This window comes from Lederbergia graminis (genome assembly GCF_042655485.1).
GTDB lineage: Bacteria > Bacillota > Bacilli > Bacillales > Bacillaceae_C > Lederbergia > Lederbergia graminis.
On the sequence record NZ_JBHSMC010000015.1, the window covers coordinates 61,846 to 80,274 of the forward strand.

The 18,429-nt window shown below is 40.7% G+C and carries 19 protein-coding genes; 7 read left to right on the plus strand and 12 right to left on the minus strand.

Features of this window, described 5'->3' with window-relative positions:
• The first annotated feature begins 32 nt into the window (after positions 1 to 32).
• The 3 genes from ACFPM4_RS12725 (at position 33) to ACFPM4_RS12735 (ending at position 1,304) form a co-directional block, all read left to right on the plus strand.
• A complete protein-coding gene (locus tag ACFPM4_RS12725; RefSeq protein WP_186324624.1) occupies positions 33 to 179 on the plus strand; it encodes a hypothetical protein in 147 nt (48 codons plus the stop codon).
• A 4-nt stretch (positions 180 to 183) separates the two neighbouring features.
• On the plus strand, positions 184 to 678 hold the full coding sequence (locus ACFPM4_RS12730) for a hypothetical protein (RefSeq protein ID WP_382352271.1): 495 nt from the start codon (positions 184 to 186) through the stop codon (positions 676 to 678).
• Between the two features lie 263 nt (positions 679 to 941).
• Positions 942 to 1,304 carry an aspartyl-phosphate phosphatase Spo0E family protein gene (locus ACFPM4_RS12735; protein ID WP_144920604.1) on the plus strand — a complete coding sequence of 121 codons (363 nt, stop codon included), beginning with the start codon at positions 942 to 944 and terminating at the stop codon, positions 1,302 to 1,304.
• A 71-nt stretch (positions 1,305 to 1,375) separates the two neighbouring features.
• Here ACFPM4_RS12735 and ACFPM4_RS12740 read toward each other — a convergent pair whose 3' ends face one another.
• From ACFPM4_RS12740 to ACFPM4_RS12750, 3 genes are read right to left on the minus strand one after another with little or no spacing between them, the layout of a single operon-like run.
• The gene (locus ACFPM4_RS12740) at positions 1,376 to 2,137 is read right to left on the minus strand and encodes an isoprenyl transferase (RefSeq protein ID WP_382352400.1); all 762 of its coding nucleotides are present in this window, start codon (positions 2,135 to 2,137) and stop codon (positions 1,376 to 1,378) included.
• Between the two features lie 41 nt (positions 2,138 to 2,178).
• A complete protein-coding gene (locus ACFPM4_RS12745) occupies positions 2,179 to 2,391 on the minus strand; it encodes a helix-turn-helix domain-containing protein (RefSeq protein WP_382352274.1) in 213 nt (70 codons plus the stop codon).
• Positions 2,392 to 2,402: 11 nt separating this feature from the next.
• Positions 2,403 to 2,894 carry a DUF2975 domain-containing protein gene (locus tag ACFPM4_RS12750; RefSeq protein ID WP_382352277.1) on the minus strand — a complete coding sequence of 164 codons (492 nt, stop codon included), beginning with the start codon at positions 2,892 to 2,894 and terminating at the stop codon, positions 2,403 to 2,405.
• A gap of 970 nt (positions 2,895 to 3,864) precedes the next feature.
• Between ACFPM4_RS12750 and ACFPM4_RS12755 the strand changes: the two genes are divergently transcribed.
• Entirely contained in the window at positions 3,865 to 4,050 is a 186-nt protein-coding gene (locus tag ACFPM4_RS12755; RefSeq protein WP_382352280.1) for a hypothetical protein, read from the plus strand.
• 25 nt (positions 4,051 to 4,075) lie between these two features.
• On the opposite strand, the gene modB is transcribed toward ACFPM4_RS12755, so the two are convergent.
• Genes modB through modA form a run of 3 tightly spaced genes read right to left on the minus strand, consistent with a single transcriptional unit; the run spans position 4,076 to position 6,324 of the window.
• Entirely contained in the window at positions 4,076 to 4,732 is a 657-nt protein-coding gene (gene modB, locus ACFPM4_RS12760) for a molybdate ABC transporter permease subunit (protein WP_382352283.1), read from the minus strand.
• 17 nt (positions 4,733 to 4,749) lie between these two features.
• Complete coding sequence (locus tag ACFPM4_RS12765; protein WP_382352286.1) at positions 4,750 to 5,571, minus strand: GNAT family N-acetyltransferase; 822 nt, start codon at positions 5,569 to 5,571, stop codon at positions 4,750 to 4,752.
• Positions 5,572 to 5,574: 3 nt separating this feature from the next.
• A complete protein-coding gene (gene modA, locus ACFPM4_RS12770) occupies positions 5,575 to 6,324 on the minus strand; it encodes a molybdate ABC transporter substrate-binding protein (protein WP_382352289.1) in 750 nt (249 codons plus the stop codon).
• Positions 6,325 to 6,508: 184 nt separating this feature from the next.
• Between modA and ACFPM4_RS12775 the strand changes: the two genes are divergently transcribed.
• A complete protein-coding gene (locus ACFPM4_RS12775) occupies positions 6,509 to 6,727 on the plus strand; it encodes a hypothetical protein (protein ID WP_382352292.1) in 219 nt (72 codons plus the stop codon).
• Between the two features lie 433 nt (positions 6,728 to 7,160).
• Here the strand turns inward: ACFPM4_RS12775 and ACFPM4_RS12780 are convergent, their stop codons facing one another.
• The 4 genes from ACFPM4_RS12780 to ACFPM4_RS12795 all read right to left on the minus strand — a co-directional run bounded on the left by ACFPM4_RS12780 (position 7,161) and on the right by ACFPM4_RS12795 (position 10,633).
• Entirely contained in the window at positions 7,161 to 8,543 is a 1,383-nt protein-coding gene (locus ACFPM4_RS12780) for a DUF4309 domain-containing protein (protein WP_382352295.1), read from the minus strand.
• 258 nt (positions 8,544 to 8,801) lie between these two features.
• On the minus strand, positions 8,802 to 9,155 hold the full coding sequence (locus ACFPM4_RS12785; protein ID WP_382352298.1) for an RpnC/YadD family protein: 354 nt from the start codon (positions 9,153 to 9,155) through the stop codon (positions 8,802 to 8,804).
• 34 nt (positions 9,156 to 9,189) lie between these two features.
• Entirely contained in the window at positions 9,190 to 9,597 is a 408-nt protein-coding gene (locus ACFPM4_RS12790) for a hypothetical protein (RefSeq protein WP_382352301.1), read from the minus strand.
• A gap of 76 nt (positions 9,598 to 9,673) precedes the next feature.
• Positions 9,674 to 10,633: a DnaA ATPase domain-containing protein gene (locus ACFPM4_RS12795; protein WP_382352304.1), complete on the minus strand. Its 960-nt coding sequence runs from the start codon at positions 10,631 to 10,633 to the stop codon at positions 9,674 to 9,676.
• Positions 10,634 to 10,876: 243 nt separating this feature from the next.
• Here ACFPM4_RS12795 and ACFPM4_RS12800 point away from each other — a divergent pair, with 243 nt between their 5' ends.
• Positions 10,877 to 11,521 (plus strand): HAD family hydrolase, encoded by a 645-nt coding sequence (locus ACFPM4_RS12800; RefSeq protein ID WP_382352307.1) that lies wholly within the window; start codon positions 10,877 to 10,879, stop codon positions 11,519 to 11,521.
• Between the two features lie 44 nt (positions 11,522 to 11,565).
• On the opposite strand, the gene galE is transcribed toward ACFPM4_RS12800, so the two are convergent.
• Together galE and ACFPM4_RS12810 are read right to left on the minus strand one after the other, a co-directional pair.
• Positions 11,566 to 12,576: a UDP-glucose 4-epimerase GalE gene (gene galE, locus ACFPM4_RS12805; RefSeq protein WP_382352310.1), complete on the minus strand. Its 1,011-nt coding sequence runs from the start codon at positions 12,574 to 12,576 to the stop codon at positions 11,566 to 11,568.
• Between the two features lie 576 nt (positions 12,577 to 13,152).
• Positions 13,153 to 16,545, minus strand: a complete 3,393-nt coding sequence (locus tag ACFPM4_RS12810) for a CDP-glycerol glycerophosphotransferase family protein (protein ID WP_382352313.1) — start codon at positions 16,543 to 16,545, stop codon at positions 13,153 to 13,155.
• 282 nt (positions 16,546 to 16,827) lie between these two features.
• Here ACFPM4_RS12810 and ACFPM4_RS12815 point away from each other — a divergent pair, with 282 nt between their 5' ends.
• Positions 16,828 to 18,327, plus strand: coding sequence for a glycosyltransferase family 2 protein (locus ACFPM4_RS12815; protein ID WP_382352316.1), 1,500 nt, complete (start codon positions 16,828 to 16,830; stop codon positions 18,325 to 18,327).
• Positions 18,328 to 18,429 lie beyond the last annotated feature (102 nt).

Consider the following 18,429-nt stretch of genomic DNA (forward strand, 5'->3'; position numbering starts at 1 on the left):
TATATGTAAAGTCTAGGGAGGTCATGTAATATATGAAAGTACTTTTATTTATGATTCTAGGTGTAATTATGTCGGTTTTTGCTATGATGCTTGGTGTAACAGGTTTAATTTTACTCGGCGGAGCTACATTTGGTGTACTTCTATATATAGCTTTTAACATGAATAATGTAAAGGTGTGAGTTTTTGAATAATCATTTTCAGTTAGGTCCGATTTTTTCACGAAAAATAATCTCTGCTTCTATTTCTGGTTCTTTGTTTGCTATTTTGCTAGGGCTTATGATTACGAGCCCATTTGGTGAGGAAATTAATTCTATTGGGGAATACTTTCATGGCGTTCTGCTCTCCACTCCGGTGTACCTCATGTATAGCTTTCCGGTTATTTTAGTGTATGGCACTGTCACCTCTACTATAAGTGATTACATTGCATCTCTCATTGTAAAATTTACGTCCGCGAAACTAGAAATCTATCTGTCCTTCGTTTTCCATGTACTTTTTGGTTTGGTATTACTTGGCTACAGTTTATTAGCTGCGGTCTTGTTTTTTCTAGTAGATCGTGTGTTGGCACGGAGAGATATCGCGTCATGGAAAAGTGCTTTGAAATCCTTATGTCTACCTATTATGGTGTGGATTGTATTCATGGGCGGGGTGTATGTGGTGGATAGTATAATTGATTATTAGCTGTTTGCGTATGGGGTAAGTCGGCTTTCTCACTTAGGTTTTACAGTGCCTCTGCGCGTTTTTTCACTACTTAACACCTTCTACCAAAACATATTATCTATTTTTGTCTTCTTTTAGGCAAATAGGTAAAATTAAATAATAAAATTATGTAAAAAGTCTATTAAATCTTACATAATTTGTTATTATTATGTTATATTTAGGGAAACATCGGGAATTTACAAATAGTTCTTTCTTTCTATCATCTAGAAGTCGAGGTGTAGTACATGTCAGACATGAAGGCTAGTCCCATAAATCAATTAAGTCTTCAAGAGGAATTAGAGATTTTAAAAAACAAATTAAATGATCTTTTTATACGTTTGAGTTCTACCAATCCGGAATACATAGAGCCTACTATATATCTTTTAGAAAAAAACTATGAGGAAGTTCTGTTCAACCTTATTAGTATGAAAAAGAAGGAGCTCATTGATATTGCGAATACAAGAGGACTGGAGCATCCCGATACAATCGAAGCTAGCGAAAGGTTAGATCGACTTATTATTCAATTTCAATATATAAAAAAGAATTTCATTGGTTATCTGTATGACACCCATAACACTAAAGAACCTAGTACGTTAGGTTCTGTTTGATATAGGGCGTCTTTTTTTTTACATTAAATTAAAAAAAGATTTCTAGGTTTACACTAGAAATCCTTCCCGTACTATATGCCTCCGTATCTTCTTTTTCGTTGCCGGTATTCATCCAATGCCTGCAAAAACTCCTGCTCGGAGAAGTCTGGCCATAACACATCGCTAAACCAAAACTCTGTATAAGCAAGCTGCCAAAGCAGGAAATTACTTAACCGCTTCTCTCCTCCTGTACGAATGAGGAGGTCTGGATCTTTTAAACCACCTGTATCCAAGTAAGAAGAAAAATGCTGTTCATCTAGATCATCTAGTGACAACTTCTCATTTTGAAGATCCCCCAGCATCTCTTTCATCGCACGAAGTATCTCGTGTCTACTGCCATAATTAAGCGCAAAATTCAGCTGCAGACCATCATTTTTACGAGTACGGTCCATCGCATATTGCACCGCTTCCCGAGTATAAATCGGCAGTTTCCCCATGTCACCAATAACCTCAATACGAACATTATTCGCGATTAGTTCTGGCAAATATGTTTTCATAAACTGCTTTGGCAGTCGCAAAATCGTCTCTACTTCCGCCTTCGGACGTTTCCAATTTTCCGTAGAAAACGTATAAAGCGTGAGAATGTTTACCTTCGATTGAACCGCTGCTCTCACAATTTTTACAACCGTCGACATGCCTTCTTTATGACCAGCAGCCCTCGTCATGCCGCGCTTTTGCGCCCAACGTCCATTCCCATCCATAATAATGGCGACGTGCTCCGGTGTACCGTCCCCCGGAATTTGCAATGCTTCTTGTGGTTGTTTGTGATGGATAAAAGGTATTTTCATTGCCATTTTTACCACCTCCAAATTTCTGTTTTTACCGAACGAAACATTTACTCTTCATCTTCTCTGTATTCCAATATATCTCCCGGTTGGCAATCTAATGCCTTACAAATTGCTTCTAATGTGGAAAATCGGATCGCTTTTGCCTTGCCATTTTTCAAAATCGACAAGTTCGCCATGGTGATTCCTACTTTTTCCGAAAGTTCCGTAACGCTCATTTTCCTTTTTGCTAACATCACATCTATATTAATAATGATTGCCATTGTTTTTCACCTCAGACCGTTAAATCATTTTCTGATTTTATATTAATCGCTTGTTGTAATAGCCTTTGGAGAACAGCGGCAAATACAGCGACAAGCAAGGAGGCACCAACAATGACCAAGTTGATTACGATGAGGCCTGGTGCATCATCCCACTCGGCTACCAAATAGACAAATGGTAAAGCGACGATATACAAGCCAAAAATTATTTTTCCACATGTTTTTATTTTCGTAAGTGCATCTACCGACATTTGGGAGAAAGCTTCGTTTTTATCAATGTAATTTAAAAGTTTGAATGCTTGAAACAACGCAATATAAAATGGCACCGCCGACGCATATAAAATAAATAAAATCGTAAAGACTACATAAGCTAACTGTGCCCCATCCTGTGCATGCTCAAATGCTTCCATTGCTATCTTCGGCAATAATAAAACACATATAGCAAGCACAGGAGCCCCAATCAAAAATATTGCTATCTTCAAAAACGTAGTCGACCCTCGTTCCACTACAAACACCTCACTCCATTAATTTCGTTTTGATTTTATCATACAGTTTATCGTTTATCAATAAAAATTTATCTTTTTTGGTTATTTATTTGTTGATAAGGGGGAATGGGGAGGCATTGGGGACTTCTCCAAGCTTGGTGGCGGTTGGGTTTTGAGATTTGGGTGGAATGGGGATAGGAGTGGAGGCTTGGAGGGTGTTTCGTATTTAGAGGATTGGGTGGAGGGCCACATGACCGAAAAAATTGCTGGGGTGCTGTTTTTTTACCTGGGAAGAGGGAGTGGTTGTTGGATAGGTGTCGTTCTTTTTGATGGTATCGGTGCACTTTTGGAACGTTGAGGCTTTTTTAGTTGCTGGGTAATTTCTTTTGGACGTTAGAGGCTTTCTTTTCGACGCTGGGGGATTTCTTTTGGATGCTGAGCGCTTCCTTTTCGACGCTGAGTAATTTTTATTTGATGATGCTTTTTCTTTTGGACGTTGAGTGCTCTTTATTGAACGCTGAGCACTCTCTTTTCGATGTTGAGCGATTCCTTTTCGACGCTGGAGGCTTTCTTTTGGATGCTCAGCACTTTTTATTTGAAGTTACATTTTGTTTTGGATGTTGAATACTCTTTATTAAACGCTGAGCACTCTCTTTTCGACGTTGGACGATTCCTTTTCGACACTGGCGGCTTTCTTTTGGATGCTGGGCTCTTTTTATTTATAGATTCTTAGTTTACTGGCCGTTGATCCGATTTTACTGGCGGTTGTGCAATGTTTACTGGCCGTGAAACTTCATTTACTGGCCTTCGTGCTGTTTACTGGCCGTGACTCTACAGTTACTGGCCGTCATGCTAAATTTACTGGCTATGTTACTTCATTTACTAGCCATCGTACATGCTTTACTAGCCATACTACTGCAGTTATTGGCCATTGTACGGTTTACTGGCCGTTGATCCAATTTTACTGGCGGTCGTACACAGTTTACTGGCCATGTTACTTCATTTACTAGCCATCGTCATCGTACAAGCTTTACTAGCCATGCTACTACATTTACTGGCCTTCGTACGGTTTACTAGCCATGCTACTTCAGTTACTGGCCATCGTGCAAAGTTTACTAGCCGTCATACAAGAGTTACTGGCCATTATGCACTGTTTACTGGCCGTCCCCCCTCATAAACAAGCCGTCACATTTACATAGCACTCAGTCCCGTACTAGTTGCACGCAAACAAGCATAATAAATGAGATCACAATCATACTGCCGACCCAGGCCCAGGCGAGTTGCATGTTGCCGGTGTCGATGGCGATGTAGATGGCGGTTGCGGTTGTTTGGGTTTTGCCGGGGATGTTGCCGGCAAACATGAGGGTGGCGCCGAATTCGCCGAGTGCCCGGGCAAAGCTAAGGATGGCGCCGGCGATGATGGATTTGGCTGCGAGTGGAATCGAAATGAGCAGTAACAATTTGAGTTTTCCCGCTCCATCGACGCGGGCGGCGTCTTCGATGTCTTTGTCAATGCCTTGGAATCCAGTTTTGGCGGATTGGTACATGAGTGGGAAGGCGACGACGATGGCTGCGATGACGGCAGCCCACCAAGTGAACATGATCGGTTGTTGGAAGAGCCATTCAATCCCTCTTCCTACCGGGCTATTGCGACCGAAAATGACAATTAATAGGAAGCCGACGACAGAAGGTGGTAGCACAAGCGGTAACAAGAACATCGTCTCTAGAATCGATTTGCCTCTGAACTTGGAATTGGACATTTTTTTCCCGAGAAAAATTCCGAGGATGATGACGACGATGCTCGAAACAAGTGCAATTTCTATAGATAGTTTGATAGGTGACCAGAAGTCTATTGTCATGTTATTCAACCTTTTCTTTATACAAATGGAAATTCATAACCAACATAGTTAAATGTATTCGTAAAGCCGATGTTCTCCGCAACTGCGATGGAGGGCTTGTTTGATTCCATGCAATCCCAATAAGGAACCATGCCGTGCTTCAAGCAGTCCTGCACAAAATGATGCGCGATCTTTTGCGCCAACTTATTCCCTTGATGATCCTCCAGTGTTTCAATATCAATGCAATGGACGTTTCCGACGAAAAACCCTGATAAACAAACACTCACGATTTTTTCGTTATGAACAGCGCAGTAGCCAATCCCCCATTGGAAAAAACTTTCAGGAGAAGACCAAAACTCTGAAATTTTTGCATGTAAAAAATCAATGTTTTCGATGGGGGATTCAAATAATACTTTATTTAGCTTCTTGATTGAATACTCCTGTTTTATCACAGGCTCATTTTCGTCTCGGTAGTCGTGTTTTTCCAGTATATACACTTTCTGATTCCAGCTGCCTAACTTACGGTGCTGAAAGATATTTTCAATTGTCTTGTTCCAGTTGGGATGGTTGCCAATCGCTTCGAACCAATGTAAACCAACTTTTAAAGCCTCGGGTTGAATGGCGGTCTCAATAAAATGATCTATTTGCTCATTGAATCGCTCATTTTCTTCATTCCCAATAAAAATAAAACCGTCATTATTGCCTAACCAGACAAGTCCCGTTTTGGGAGAAGTAAGATTATCTACGAAAATACGACCAGGATTAACCCCTTCGACTACTGCTTTAACTTCCAATTGGCCCTGCGGATTTATTAAACTTTTACACTTATAAAAATCCATTTTATGAAGTTCCATTATCATAAGTTAATCCAACCCTTTGAACCCGTATTTTTCTAGGATTTTAATAGATTCTTCTTTTTGAATAAAATCGAAAAACAGCTTCGCTTCATCCTGATGAATGGCACTTTTGATAATACCGACTGGGTAGATGATTGGTGTGTGCAATTGTTGATCCGCTGTAGCGACGACCTTCACCTTGTCGGAACTGAGTGCGTCTGTTTTGTAGACGATGCCGGCGTCAACATTGCCGGTTTCAACGTATGTAAGCACTTGGCGCACGTCTTTTGCATAGACGACTTTTTCAGAGACGGCCTCCCATAATTCCATACTTGTCAAAGCTTCCTGCGCATATTTTCCAGCAGGCACCGTTTCTGGGGTCCCGATGGAAATCGTGTTCGTCTTGTGAAGATCTGTGAATGTCGCAATGTTGGATTCGTGAGGGACTACGAGCACAATTTCATTGCCTACGAGATCAGCGCTTATTTCAATGATTTCATTATCAACTAACGTGTTGAATTTCGTCTCGGATGCAGAAAAAAATACATCCACTGGCGCCCCGTATAAAATTTGTTGTTGCAACGAACCTGAGCCGCCATAGTTAAAAAATACTTTGACATGCGGATGCTCTTTTTCAAAGTTATCTTGAATATCATTGAGGGCATGTTGCAAACTTGCAGCTGAAGAAATAATGAGTTCCACCTGCTCATCATTGGACTGTGAGCAACCCGCAACTAGAAGTGAAACAAACATTATTACAGCAAAAACCTTTTTCATGAAGTAACTCCTCGCATCATTGTTGATATTTATATTATAAGAGAGTGCAAGAAGAAAAGAAATGCGAAAAATCACAGATGGGGTTGGCGTGGTTGGGATGAAGAAGAGTAATTCTTTAATGACGGACAGTAATTCGAGGTTGATGGACAGTAAATAGGTAATGTTGGCTTGTATTTTTATCATAATGGACAGTAAATTTAGAGCAATGGACAGTAAGACGGGGATAACGGACAGTATTTTGCTGACGGACAGTAAAACACCGTTGATGGACAGTAACTACGCAATGATGGCTTGTATTTCTATCATGATGGACAGTAAATTCAGTACAATGGACAGTAAAACGGGGATAACGGACAGTATTTTGCGGTCGGACAGTAAAACAAGGTTAATGGACAGTAAATAGGTAAAGATGGCTTGTATTACTATCATGATGGACAGTAAATTCAGTACAATGGACAGTAAAACGGGGATAACGGACAGTATTTTGCTGACGGACAGTAATTCGACGTTGATGGACAGTAAATAGATAATGATGGCTTGTATTTTTATCATAATGGACAGTAAATTTAGAGCCATGGACAGTAAGACGGGGATAACGGACAGTATTTTGCTGACGGACAGTAAAACAAGGTTAACGGACAGTAACTAGGTAAAGATGGCTTGTATTTCTATCATGATGGACAGTAAATTCAGTACAATGGACAGTAATACTATGAAGACGGACAGTAACGACAACACTGTCTATTAAATTAAAAAAACCCGCCATTTCTCTCTAATAAAATGGCGAGTTTTTTCTTTAAGAGACTACTGGGACGAGGGACCTGACCCCATGTCCCTTATTCGTTATAAGTTCGTAGTAGTGTAAATTCGGTTACGTTGGCGTTCCATTTGTCGCTGTCGAAGCTGACTCGGACTCTGTATTCTGGTGAGAATTCGTACGTCCATGTAAGGAGTGCTGGGTCGCCGAGTTCGTCGATTGCTTCATTTGTTGGTTCGCCCCATGCGCTACGGAGGTCCATTGTATTGACTTTTTCGGAATCGTCTAGGATTCTAGCGATGCCGTAAATTTTTTCCCCTTCTGATTCTAGGAACGGGACGGCGTAAGCAAATTTACCGTAGTTTAAATAATTTGCGCCAGCGAAACCAAATGTTTCGATTGGTGTACCAAGTGTTTTTTCGATGTTTTTATTGGAATCTGTGAGTTGAATTTTGGATCCTGGCATGATTCCAGTCTTTAAAAGGTCAAAATATCCGTGTAATAATAAGTCTGGTTGCCCACCTTTTCCTATAATAAACGTGGACATGGTGCTCGCATCGTATGGATACTCGCCTGCTTCGATTGTTTTACCGAGCATGTCTTCTGTTACTACGAAAGTATCGACGTTATTTTCTTCACGAGTTAGATTTGTTCGAATTTGGAAATCCGTTAATGGAATTGGCTTTGCTCTACGAAAACTAATGCGGTCTCCCACTTTTACATCTAATGTAGTGAAGTTATTTTCCGAAAAGATTAGTTTTCCTTGTGCGTTCTTGTCGTAGGTAATCACAACATTGGCACTGTTATCCAAGTTTTTCAGTTCAGAACGATGTTGGAATTCACCTTTTTCAAAAGTAAAAGTTTCGAGAACCGATTCGTCTTGTACTAACACTTTCCCGTTATCAAGTGTCATGTCACCTGAGAGAGTGTGTTGAGTAAATTGAGTGTCTACTTTTGGTGTTTCATCGAAATACACATATTGGAAACCACGGCCGCCGAATGCAGCTGGGGATTCGTACTGTTCGATAATAACGATTTCGCTACCATCCGTATTTTGGATAGTGCCTAGAAATGCAGCAGGGTGCACGATTTCTGATTGATCAATGTCTTGAATGTCCCACTTGTCGCTGTTTTCAACAGGCATTGCGACCATAGTGTGGGCAGTTTCCCCTTCTAAACTAACGTCCCCACCGTGATGGCAGATACTTACGATTGCCGGCTTTGTGTCTCCGGCACGAAGTTTTGCCTCTATGTACTCAATTTTCATATCGCCACAAGCTGCTAGCATTTGTTCATCTAACTTAGACTCGGCAATTAATTCTTCAAGAGTTGGGATTGCTTTTGTCTCTGTCTTCTCTACCGGAGCTTTCGCTGTTTCGTCTGTCTTAGGCTTGTCCGCATCCTTCGAACCACAGCCAGTCAATAAAATGAAGGAAAATAGTAATATAGCAAAATATTTCATGATGTCTGCTCCTCTTCCTGTATGTAAAAAACTCATCATCTTAATATAACACAAACATACATTCAGCTGACATAACCATATTTTAACAGGGAGAGGAGGTAAAACACTGTAGGGTGATATTTTTCTGTAAGGAAGCAATCAGATCCCGTTTCTGATTACCGTTTTCCACTTTTCTTTGCTCAAAAGGAAGCACTTACGATTATAGTTTTGTTTTTTCGCTGTGAGGGATTTATAATGGAAGTTTCATCTATGGGGTAATTATTGCCTTTTGCTCAATTCCTCAATTTTGCTTAAGTCCAGGGCTGTGATTCTTGCAATTTTTTCTAAGGGGAAGCCTTCTTTTAGTAATTTAAGTGCAAAATTAACTGTTGCTTTTTGCCGACCTTCTTGAAGTCCTTGCTGGAAGCCTTTTGAAATTTCTTTTACTACACTTATGTCAAGTTCAGATAACCTGGCAATAATATCATTAGGTAATCCGACATCTAACATCTTGGTGGCGATATTGATTTGAGCTTTTCGATAGCCTTCTTTTCTCCCTCTGTCCATCCACGAGTTCGGTAAACTTCCAATGAAATCTAACTCTTCCTGAGTGAATTCCTTTTTGTAGCTCATCAGTTTTCCCTCGCTTTTTGTTAATATGAGGCATTTATTTATAAAGTTTGCTTAATTCCACAACTTCGTTAACGTTTAAGTCTGTTAATTGTGCAATTTTATCCAAAGGTAATCCTTCTTTTAATAATTTTAGTGCAATTTTTTTTGTTGTTTTTTGCACTCCTGTTTGCACTCCTTTTTCTATTCCCTTTTGTATTCCCTCTTGTATTCCTTCTTGACGGCCTTCTTGACGACCTTCTCTCCATCCTCTTTCCTTCCACGAGTTCGGTAAAATTTCAATGAAATCTAACTCCTCTTGAGTAAATTCCTTTGTATAACTCAAAAGTTCTTCTTCCTCGCTTTCTGTTAATTTTAAATAAGTATCAAAAAAACCATTAATTAACTCTGCTTTTGCAGGATCTATTTCCATCTTCAGCAGCATCCGCAAAAACTCTTTTTTCACGTGTACTCTTTCCCTTTCAGTATATCCCATTTTACAAAGTAATGCCGCTGCAACTGGGTTGTAGACTTTTCCTTGTTCACTTCATCCCTTTCGTCCGAGATTCGAATTCCAGGATGCGTTCCTTAAGCTTTTTTAGGTCTTTTTCCATTTTTTCGACTTGTTTTAGCTCGATGCGGGCGTCTTGCGTTTCGTTAGCTGTTATATCAACGGCAAGTCCTCTTTTGAAGCGTGTGCGCAAGGTGTCACTGATGTTCGCTACTTGTTCTAGATTCTGTTCGCTCGCGATAACAATTTGCTTGGAATTATCCAAGAGCTGTTTAAAAATGCGCAGAAACTGTTCCTGAGTATCTTCTCTTCCATCTAGATCTTGGATATCATCAAATAGGAGCAAATCGGAACTAGCATAATATGCTTGGAATTGATCTAATTGATTTTTACGGTCGCTTTCCAAATAATGATTAGAAAATTGCTCGGCGGTTGTATAGATGACATTTTTGGACGCATCTTTTGCCAGCACTTCATTTCCAATTGCATGGAGCAAGTGCGTCTTCCCCACACCGGATTCACCGTAAATATGTAGCGGATTATAGGCATTACAAAGCGAATTGGCGATCGTCTTCGCTGCTTGTAAAGCAATGATATTTCCTTCTTTTTCTGTAAAATCGTCAAAGGTGTAGTGTATTTGTAGAGGGATTCTTAGAGGTTCATTCGTGTAGCGCTGTATTAAAAGGGAAAAAAGATGTTCTCTATCGGCAGTAGATAATGTATCAATTAGCTGAATAATCGTGTTAAGAGAAGAAGATTTTTCCGTCATGATCGAAATATTCGGCCGCTCATTCGTAATCTCAAAGATTGCTTCCTTGATCAGTTCAACGTAATTTTCTTCTAGTAAAACTCGGGCAAATTCATTCGTGACAACAATTGTCCAGTTGTTATCCTCAACGTGAGCACTTGTCCCTTTTATCCATACATAAAAGGTTTCCTTGGAAATGCGACTTTCCAGTAATTTCAATACTTGCAACCATTGCTCCTTCATCCTGATCTCACTCCCGATAAGGTGAAATTTCGTACCACAATAGTATGCGATTACATTAGGAAAATCAAATTTAGATTGTGACAAAAATCGCCATATTGTGCGGATTTCGCTTAAACAAGCGTTTGATTAGGAGGCATGTTCGTAGCAAATACAAAAGTATAATAAAAGCTTAACAAATTGTTAAGGAGTTCTTAAAAAAGCCTGACTATATTGGTAATAAGCAATGAAAAGGAGGAAATGACTTTGATAAACACGATATTGTTTGATTTTGACGGAACTTTGCTCGATAGCCGTGATGGTCTTGTATATGCCGCATACCGAACCATTCAGCATTTTGAGGCGGATACGATTCCATTTTCAGATGTTCAATACCATTATGGCACTGACTTTTCCAGCATTTTTGCGAGAATGGATTGTAGCTTAGAAGACGCATGGAACTTTTTTATCAATGAAAAAAGTTTAACGTACCATCATCATCAACTTTTTCCTTATGTAAAAGAGGGGCTGGCCATTTTTAAAAATCAGGGCATTCGCCTTGGCATTGTATCTAATCAACTGAAAGATTTAGTGATGCTATCATTAAAAGTACACAACATGGAGGATATGTTTGATGTGATTGTGACGAGAAATGATGTCATGGAGGTAAAACCATCTCCCATCCCTATTTTTCAAGCCATTAACAAGTTAAATATGCTATCCGAGCAAGTGATCATGGTAGGAGATACAAATGTGGATATGCTTTCTGCGAGTCAAGCATACGTAAAAAGCATTTTATTCAAATTTTACGAAGAAACAAGTTACATCACGAAAAATCCCACACATGGCACGTTTTTCAATTTCCACGAATTCGTAGAAAGCTTCTGTCCTGGTGGGAAGATTGCGATATAAATAGAGCTTTCAAGGGGGTCTTTCCAAATATCTCGGATGTAAAATTACCGATATCCATCTGGATTTTTTCGTTGCCAGCGCCATGCATCCTTGCACATCTCCTCTATGCCTTTCTCTGCTTGCCAGTTGAGATGTGTGCGTGCTTTTTCCACATCTGCATAGCAGGTGGCAATGTCTCCAGGACGGCGCTCGACGATTTTGTACGGGATTTTTACTCCAGAGGCTTTTTCAAAAGCTGTAACAAGCTCTAAGACACTGTAGCCATGACCTGTTCCGAGATTATAGGCATCGATTCCAGTGGAGTGCATCACTTTTTCCAATGCTGCAACATGCCCCTTTGCCAGATCGACGACATGTATATAATCGCGGACACCAGTACCATCCTTCGTTGGATAATCATTCCCAAACACTTGCAGCTCCCGCCGTTTCCCAACCGCAACTTGTGTAATATATGGCATTAAATTATTTGGAATGCCGGTTGGATCCTCACCAATCAAGCCACTTTCATGGGCACCAATTGGGTTAAAATAACGCAGTAAAGAAATGCTCCACTCAGGATCTGCGACATATAAATCGCGAAGAATTTCCTCAATCATTAACTTCGTGCGACCATATGGATTTGTAGCTTGTAGCCGTGCCGTTTCTGGAATCGGGACTTCATCAGGAGTGCCATAAACCGTTGCAGATGAACTGAATACAAGATTTTTCACATTATGGTTGCTCATAACCTCACAAAGATTAATTGTGCTCACCAAGTTGTGATGATAGTAATAAAGAGGCTTTGCGACCGATTCCCCAACTGCCTTCAAGCCTGCAAGATGAATAACAGCTTCAATCTTATTTTCAGTAAAAACTCGGTTAATCTCTGCTTTATCTAGTAGATTAACTTGATAATGCTGGATTTGCTGGCCAGTTATTTGTTGGAGTCGCTCCAGAAGCACCGCTTTACTGTTCGCAAAATTATCGAGAATGATAACCTCCGCTCCTGCCTTCAACAACTCCACACACGTATGACTCCCAATATACCCAGCACCACCCGTAACAAGAATCGGCATATACACTACCTCCTAAGCTTGGTCGAGGTATATATATGCCTGAAGTGGGGTGTTTAGAAGTGAATGCTGGGGTGGTTGAAATGTTATTTACTGGATTTGTGCTTATTGGATGGGGATATTTAACTGATATGGGTCTTTATTAGACGCTGGGGCTGTTCTTTTGGACGCTCAGGTAGCTGTTTTGCATGCTGGGCAGCTCTTATTCGTCGCTAGGGGTGCTGTTTTCGATGCTCGCGCAGGTTTATTTGCTTCTTCGCCCTTGGACTTGGATTAACAGACAGTAAAGTACATCCGATCTCTAGTTTATTTAGTGTGCCATGGACAGTAATTCACAACGACGGACAGTATTCCGTTGATATTGGCTAGTAATCAGGCATGATGGACAGTATTCTCATGTTAACGGCTAGTAAATCAACCATGACAGACAGTAATCTCAACTCAATGGACAGTAAGCTCATCACAACCGCCAGTAAACCAGCATCATCCGCTTGTAAACACAAAAAGTGGGACGACGAACCTGACCCCTCGTCCCACCCCAATATCGGGACGACGAACCTGACCCCTTGTCCCACATATCTACTCCTCAAACTTATTATAGAACGATTCCATGGCCATTTCGTTGTAGTATTTGTAGTTGAATTCGGCTGGTGTGTGGCGTTCTTCTTTTTTGAGCATGGTTTGCATGCCTTGTTCGAGGCCGGTGATACTGTTTTCGACGAGTAGTCCGTATTTGCCGTTTTCGAGGACGGTACGATTGGCGACGATGTCGGTGGCGATGATGTTCATGCCGAGTGTCATCGCTTCAAGTAGTACCATTGGTTGTCCTTCGTAATGGGAAGATAGGAGGAAGCAGTCGCATTTTTTCATTAGGGCGAATGGATTTTCCACTTGTCCTAATAAGAATACGGAATCCTCAACGCCTAATTCTTTTACTAAGTCCTCTAGCTCCCGGCGCAGTGGCCCGTCTCCCATGATGAATAGCTTGCTCGCTTTATGCTGCTGGTGAAAGTTTGCAAATGCATGAATTAAGTTGTCTTGCCCTTTTTCAGGTGAAAGCCTGCCCATATGCACGAAGTTAAGCTCATTGGGGTTTGGCTCCGGTACTTCCTGCGCCCGCTCTACTCGTTTCAAGCGATACTTTTTCACCGATTCGAAGGCAGCCGCATTCATCCAGCCGATTTTCTGGTTGTTTTTATAAAATAAATAGTAGAATCCGCCTCTTGTTTTCACACCTGCTCTGATTGTGACGGTATCACCTGCAAATGCTGCGGAAGGTGCAACGATAATCGCATCTTCATTGGCAGGGACTTGGTTCCATATATTGTAATCTCCTGATTTCGATACTTTTACAAAAACAGGGTTCATGATTTTCACTACACCTAATGGACGCTCTTCTCTCTTTTGTAATAATTCCCGTTTTTCTATATAGTTCCGAGCCTTCAGTACTTTTCGTTTCATGTCGACACGAGCACGATCTACTTTACTTAGCCCCGGATGGATTGTATATGCCTCATTTAATGTTAATCCAGAAGCTTCGATCCAACCTATGACCGTTCCATTCACCGCAATGCGATAGGAAAGGCCGCGTCCCGTCTCGACTTCCTTATCAACGTCTACAATAACACCTTTATAATCCGTGCTACTACACACTTTTTCACAAGCAGGCAGTTTAAACGGTCGTGACCAAATACAGCTGCCTGCTTTGATTGTGCCAATTTTATCGATAGTGTCCTCGGCGATTATTTTATCAGGTAAAAACTCTATTCCGTTTGCCTCAATCCAGCCAATGACACGGTTTTGATGGCTAAATTTATAATACGTTTTCTCATCGACAACCGCTTTTCTAGTTATAAAAATTTCAGCATTGTTATAATCCGCTCCTAACTGAAAAGAGCGCGCCTCTTCATTCAGTGGGAGTGTATTCCAAACTGCTTGCGAATTTTTCAACAATGCCCTTGCCTTATAGTCGCTAACCATTTCCTCTTCGCTAGAAATGGATGTCGTATCTCCATCTAAAATCTTACTCGGATCAATCGAATTGAGCACATAGTCAAACTTATGCTCGGCCGCGTACTCGGCAAGGTTTTGCTTGTTGACTGCCATCGCTCCCTCCGAAACACTGACAAGCCTATCAAACTGGTCGTACACGGAGAATAATCCACGTAAATTGATGCGATGCGGTCTTCTCCCATCGACAAGTCTTTCGCTATCCGCCTTCATATCACTGTGCAAGTAGCAAATTTTCTGTTTCGCATCTGCTGCAAGAAGCAGCTTCGCCCAGTATAGGCTATAGCCACTAAAATCAACCACATAATCGAAGCTCGTTTTTCCAAACAGACGTTTATGTTCGCGGGCAAAAGCTTCGTCTGGATACAAGCGCTCCCCTAATTTGCCGTTTTTTCCGCGATTATGAATGAATTTATCTTTGTATTGCTCGAAGAAAAGGTACGCAGGGAGACCACCTTTAAAAACGAGACGTACATTTTTATTGATTTTGGCAATGTTATTCAACACTTCAGCAGAATTCGACGTCGGCAGAAAACACGTCACATCATATTTGTCATAATCGAGGTTATTGGACAAATTGATGAACGACGCTGTAATCCCGTTATTACGTAATCCGCCAGGGTAAATAAGCATTTTTTGCTTTTTAGCATCCAGATTCTTGATGATATTCAGTGGGACATGGGGACGGGTTCCTTGTCCCAGATTGGATTGGGACGAGGAAGCTGACCCCTTGTCCCTAAAAATATATTGGATAATTCGTTCCGTCACTTTTCCATCTTCATGGTTCGTGATATTGCGTTTCATCGTTTCATATTTTTCCTGGTAAGTCTCCTGAACAGTTTTCAGGTCGCGAATCGCTGCAACGAGTTCCTGGGCGTTGAAGAGCAACGGACCTGGTAACTCACTGTTAGAAAAATATTGACCTCGCTGACTGCTGTATACATCAAGATCCCAAGTGTAGAAAAGAATTGGTTTATTGGTGACAAGAAAATCGAAGAATATACTAGAATAATCGGTAATTAGCAGGTCAACTGCGGCAAGCAATTCATTTGTATCAACATAATCAGGAATAAGCCACTTACTTATTTCCGGATTTTTCTCCGCTTCCTTGTATAAAAATGGATGAACTTTTACTAACAAATTGTACTGTTTTCCAATTTCCTGCTCCAAATAGCTCATATCTGCAATAATTTGTTGCAGGTCATTATTTACTCGCCCTACATTTGTCCCTTTCCATGTCGGAGCATATAAAATATTCGCTTTTAAACGATTCATTTTCACACCGTATTGCTTCAACTCGTCTATCATCGTGTCACGGTCGGTATTTAACGTCAAATCAATCCTCGGATAGCCCTCTTCGATGATTTCACCTTTATATAATCCATCTAATTTATAGCTATCCGTATACATTTTTGTCGTATGCGCATTCGGACTCAACAGAAAATCTGCGCATAGGAAATTACGTAGCACATTTTGCACTCCAGATGGGTTGCCCGGAATGTCGAACCCCATTCTCTTCAGTGGAGTCCCATGCCACGTGTTGATATAAGTTTGTCCCTCTTTCGGAATATAAAAGGATTGGAATGTGGAATTATTGATGACATATTGGCACGATGCCAAGTATTTGAGGTACTGTTTCGAATTGCGCTGAACAAAAATCACATTAGGATGATTGTTATATTTCATCAACACATTTTTCAGCTTCTCGATATCCTGAATGGACCAAATATGCACATAATCCTTAAAATCCGGGTGATCTACGATATATGTAAACATCGCATATGGGCTATCTGTCATACTATTCCCATCACGACTCTCATACAAGATTGTCTTCTTCTGGATTGACTGCGTTTCATAATAACGCGTATACAGCTGGACCCGACGGTGATTATCCCGCATCACCACATTGACGATTGGCTCCAACACAAACTTCAATCTCCGCTTCAAAACCTTCCTATTCACAACCGACAACCCCTTCAAAAAAACTAGACTAATCACCACCAAGTATCCCCAATTACAAAAAAATCATTCAAAAAAAGATGCGGGTCATGGGGTCAGCTTCCTTGTCCCAGTTTGCTAGTGGGACAAGGAAGCTGACCCCATGACCCAAACGGAGAGTGGGACGACGGACCTGACCCCACGACCCACTGAATAATTTCCCTTTGAAAGATACATAATAGGTGCGGTAGTATGGGACGATTTTGGTGAAGGAATGACGTGAAGATGATCCAGAAGTTTTTGGAGTTGAAGAAAACAAAGAATACATATACGGTGTTTCGGCAGCCTACCTCTGAAGAAATGGAGTATGCCGTAACTGTCATTACGCCTGTTTACAATGGCGAAAAGTTTTTATCAAAATCGATTGATTCCGTGATAGAGCAATCGATTGGTTTTGATAAAATAGAGTACATTCTCATTGATGATTGTTCTACAGATCGGTCGAAGGAAATCATCTCTGAATATGCCACTAAATATGACAATATTATCGTTGTTTCATTGGATTGTAATTCGGGGTCGCCAGGGAGGCCGCGTAATATTGGCGTTGAACTTGCTAGCGCTCCATACATCACGTTTTTAGATGCGGATGATTGGCTCGACCCGAATGGTATACAGGCTTTGTATGAGATTTTAGAAGAAACTGGGGACCCGTATGTCGTTGGCCGGACGCTAAAAGTTGATGGTAACGGCTTATCCGTTGTTGGGGAGCATCAATGTTGTAAGGAAAGGAGAAGTGTTTCTCCATTCTCGATTCCTCATATTTTTCACCATCTTGGCCCAACCGCACGTATGATGCGCACTAGTTTTATTCGAGAACAACAAATTAAGTTTCCTGAGATGAAGTTTGCGGAGGATAAGCAATTTTTCATCGATGTCCTCACACAGTGTAAAACAATTTCCACCACGAAAAAGCCGATTTATTATGCGAATCGGCTGAATGATACGGTAAAAACGCGTTTAACAAATCAAACGAATATTTTACAAAAGACAAATTATAATTTCCAAATCGTCCGTTATATTTTAAAGCGTGAACTGGATGTTGAAGTCGAGAAAATGATTGTGAACAGAATGATTGAGTTTGATTTAATGAGAAGGATGTTTACGACGGCACACTTTAAAAATACGAAACTAAAATTGATTTACTACTATTTAATTAAACAAATGTTGAAAACAACGAAAAAGTTGCCGTATGACATATCGGAAAATTTTTTACAACCTTTACACAAAGTAATATACGAATTGATTCTGGAAGGAAAGTATGGGGCAGTGACAAAGCTGTTGGAATGGGAAGAAAAAACAAAAGTAAAAGAAGTAATCATTCAAAACGAGCAACCTTATTATGTCACCCCCTTTTCCGAGGAGAAATATAAATACATTCCGGTTCCGATGTACATTACCTTTCAAGACCATTACTGTGAAGCGGGTAAGTATGTACTCCATTTCCAAGTGTTCGGGGAACAAACGTCAGCAATTACTGATGTATTATTTCGTGACGGGAAAAACGCACACAATGACTTTGTGTTACCAGTTACAGTGAATGAAAAAGGAGAAGGTGTGCTCGAATGCAATTTCGATGTATTAAAGGAACTTCCACCTGCATACTATTCGATTTTTGTCCGGTATAACGATTATATGAAGACGAATATTCGCCAATTAAACAAAAATGAGATGACCTACCCTTACGGTAACCGCGAATTCAACTTCTGCCATACAGCGTACTCCAATGTCGCACTGAGAATAAAATAGGGACATGAGGGACATGGGGTCAGTTTTCTTGTCCCATCACCAAGATGAAAGGTGGGACAACTTTCCTGACCCCATGTCCCGTTTTCGTTTCCCGCCACCAAG

Bases quoted from the DNA above. Each gene is read 5' to 3' on its own strand.
- modB (WP_382352283.1), bottom strand. From the start codon at position 4,732: ATGACAATAGACTTCTGGTCACCTATCAAACTATCTATAGAAATTGCA.
- ACFPM4_RS12725 (WP_186324624.1), top strand. From the start codon at position 33: ATGAAAGTACTTTTATTTATGATTCTAGGTGTAATTATGTCGGTTTTT.
- ACFPM4_RS12755 (WP_382352280.1), top strand. From the start codon at position 3,865: ATGTTACTTCATTTACTAGCCATCGTCATCGTACAAGCTTTACTAGCC.
- ACFPM4_RS12740 (WP_382352400.1), bottom strand. From the start codon at position 2,137: ATGGCAATGAAAATACCTTTTATCCATCACAAACAACCACAAGAAGCA.
- ACFPM4_RS12765 (WP_382352286.1), bottom strand. From the start codon at position 5,571: ATGATAATGGAACTTCATAAAATGGATTTTTATAAGTGTAAAAGTTTA.
- ACFPM4_RS12775 (WP_382352292.1), top strand. From the start codon at position 6,509: ATGGACAGTAAATTTAGAGCAATGGACAGTAAGACGGGGATAACGGAC.
- ACFPM4_RS12745 (WP_382352274.1), bottom strand. From the start codon at position 2,391: ATGGCAATCATTATTAATATAGATGTGATGTTAGCAAAAAGGAAAATG.
- galE (WP_382352310.1), bottom strand. From the start codon at position 12,576: ATGCCGATTCTTGTTACGGGTGGTGCTGGGTATATTGGGAGTCATACG.
- ACFPM4_RS12735 (WP_144920604.1), top strand. From the start codon at position 942: ATGTCAGACATGAAGGCTAGTCCCATAAATCAATTAAGTCTTCAAGAG.
- modA (WP_382352289.1), bottom strand. From the start codon at position 6,324: ATGAAAAAGGTTTTTGCTGTAATAATGTTTGTTTCACTTCTAGTTGCG.
- ACFPM4_RS12785 (WP_382352298.1), bottom strand. From the start codon at position 9,155: ATGAGCTACAAAAAGGAATTCACTCAGGAAGAGTTAGATTTCATTGGA.
- ACFPM4_RS12780 (WP_382352295.1), bottom strand. From the start codon at position 8,543: ATGAAATATTTTGCTATATTACTATTTTCCTTCATTTTATTGACTGGC.
- ACFPM4_RS12795 (WP_382352304.1), bottom strand. From the start codon at position 10,633: ATGAAGGAGCAATGGTTGCAAGTATTGAAATTACTGGAAAGTCGCATT.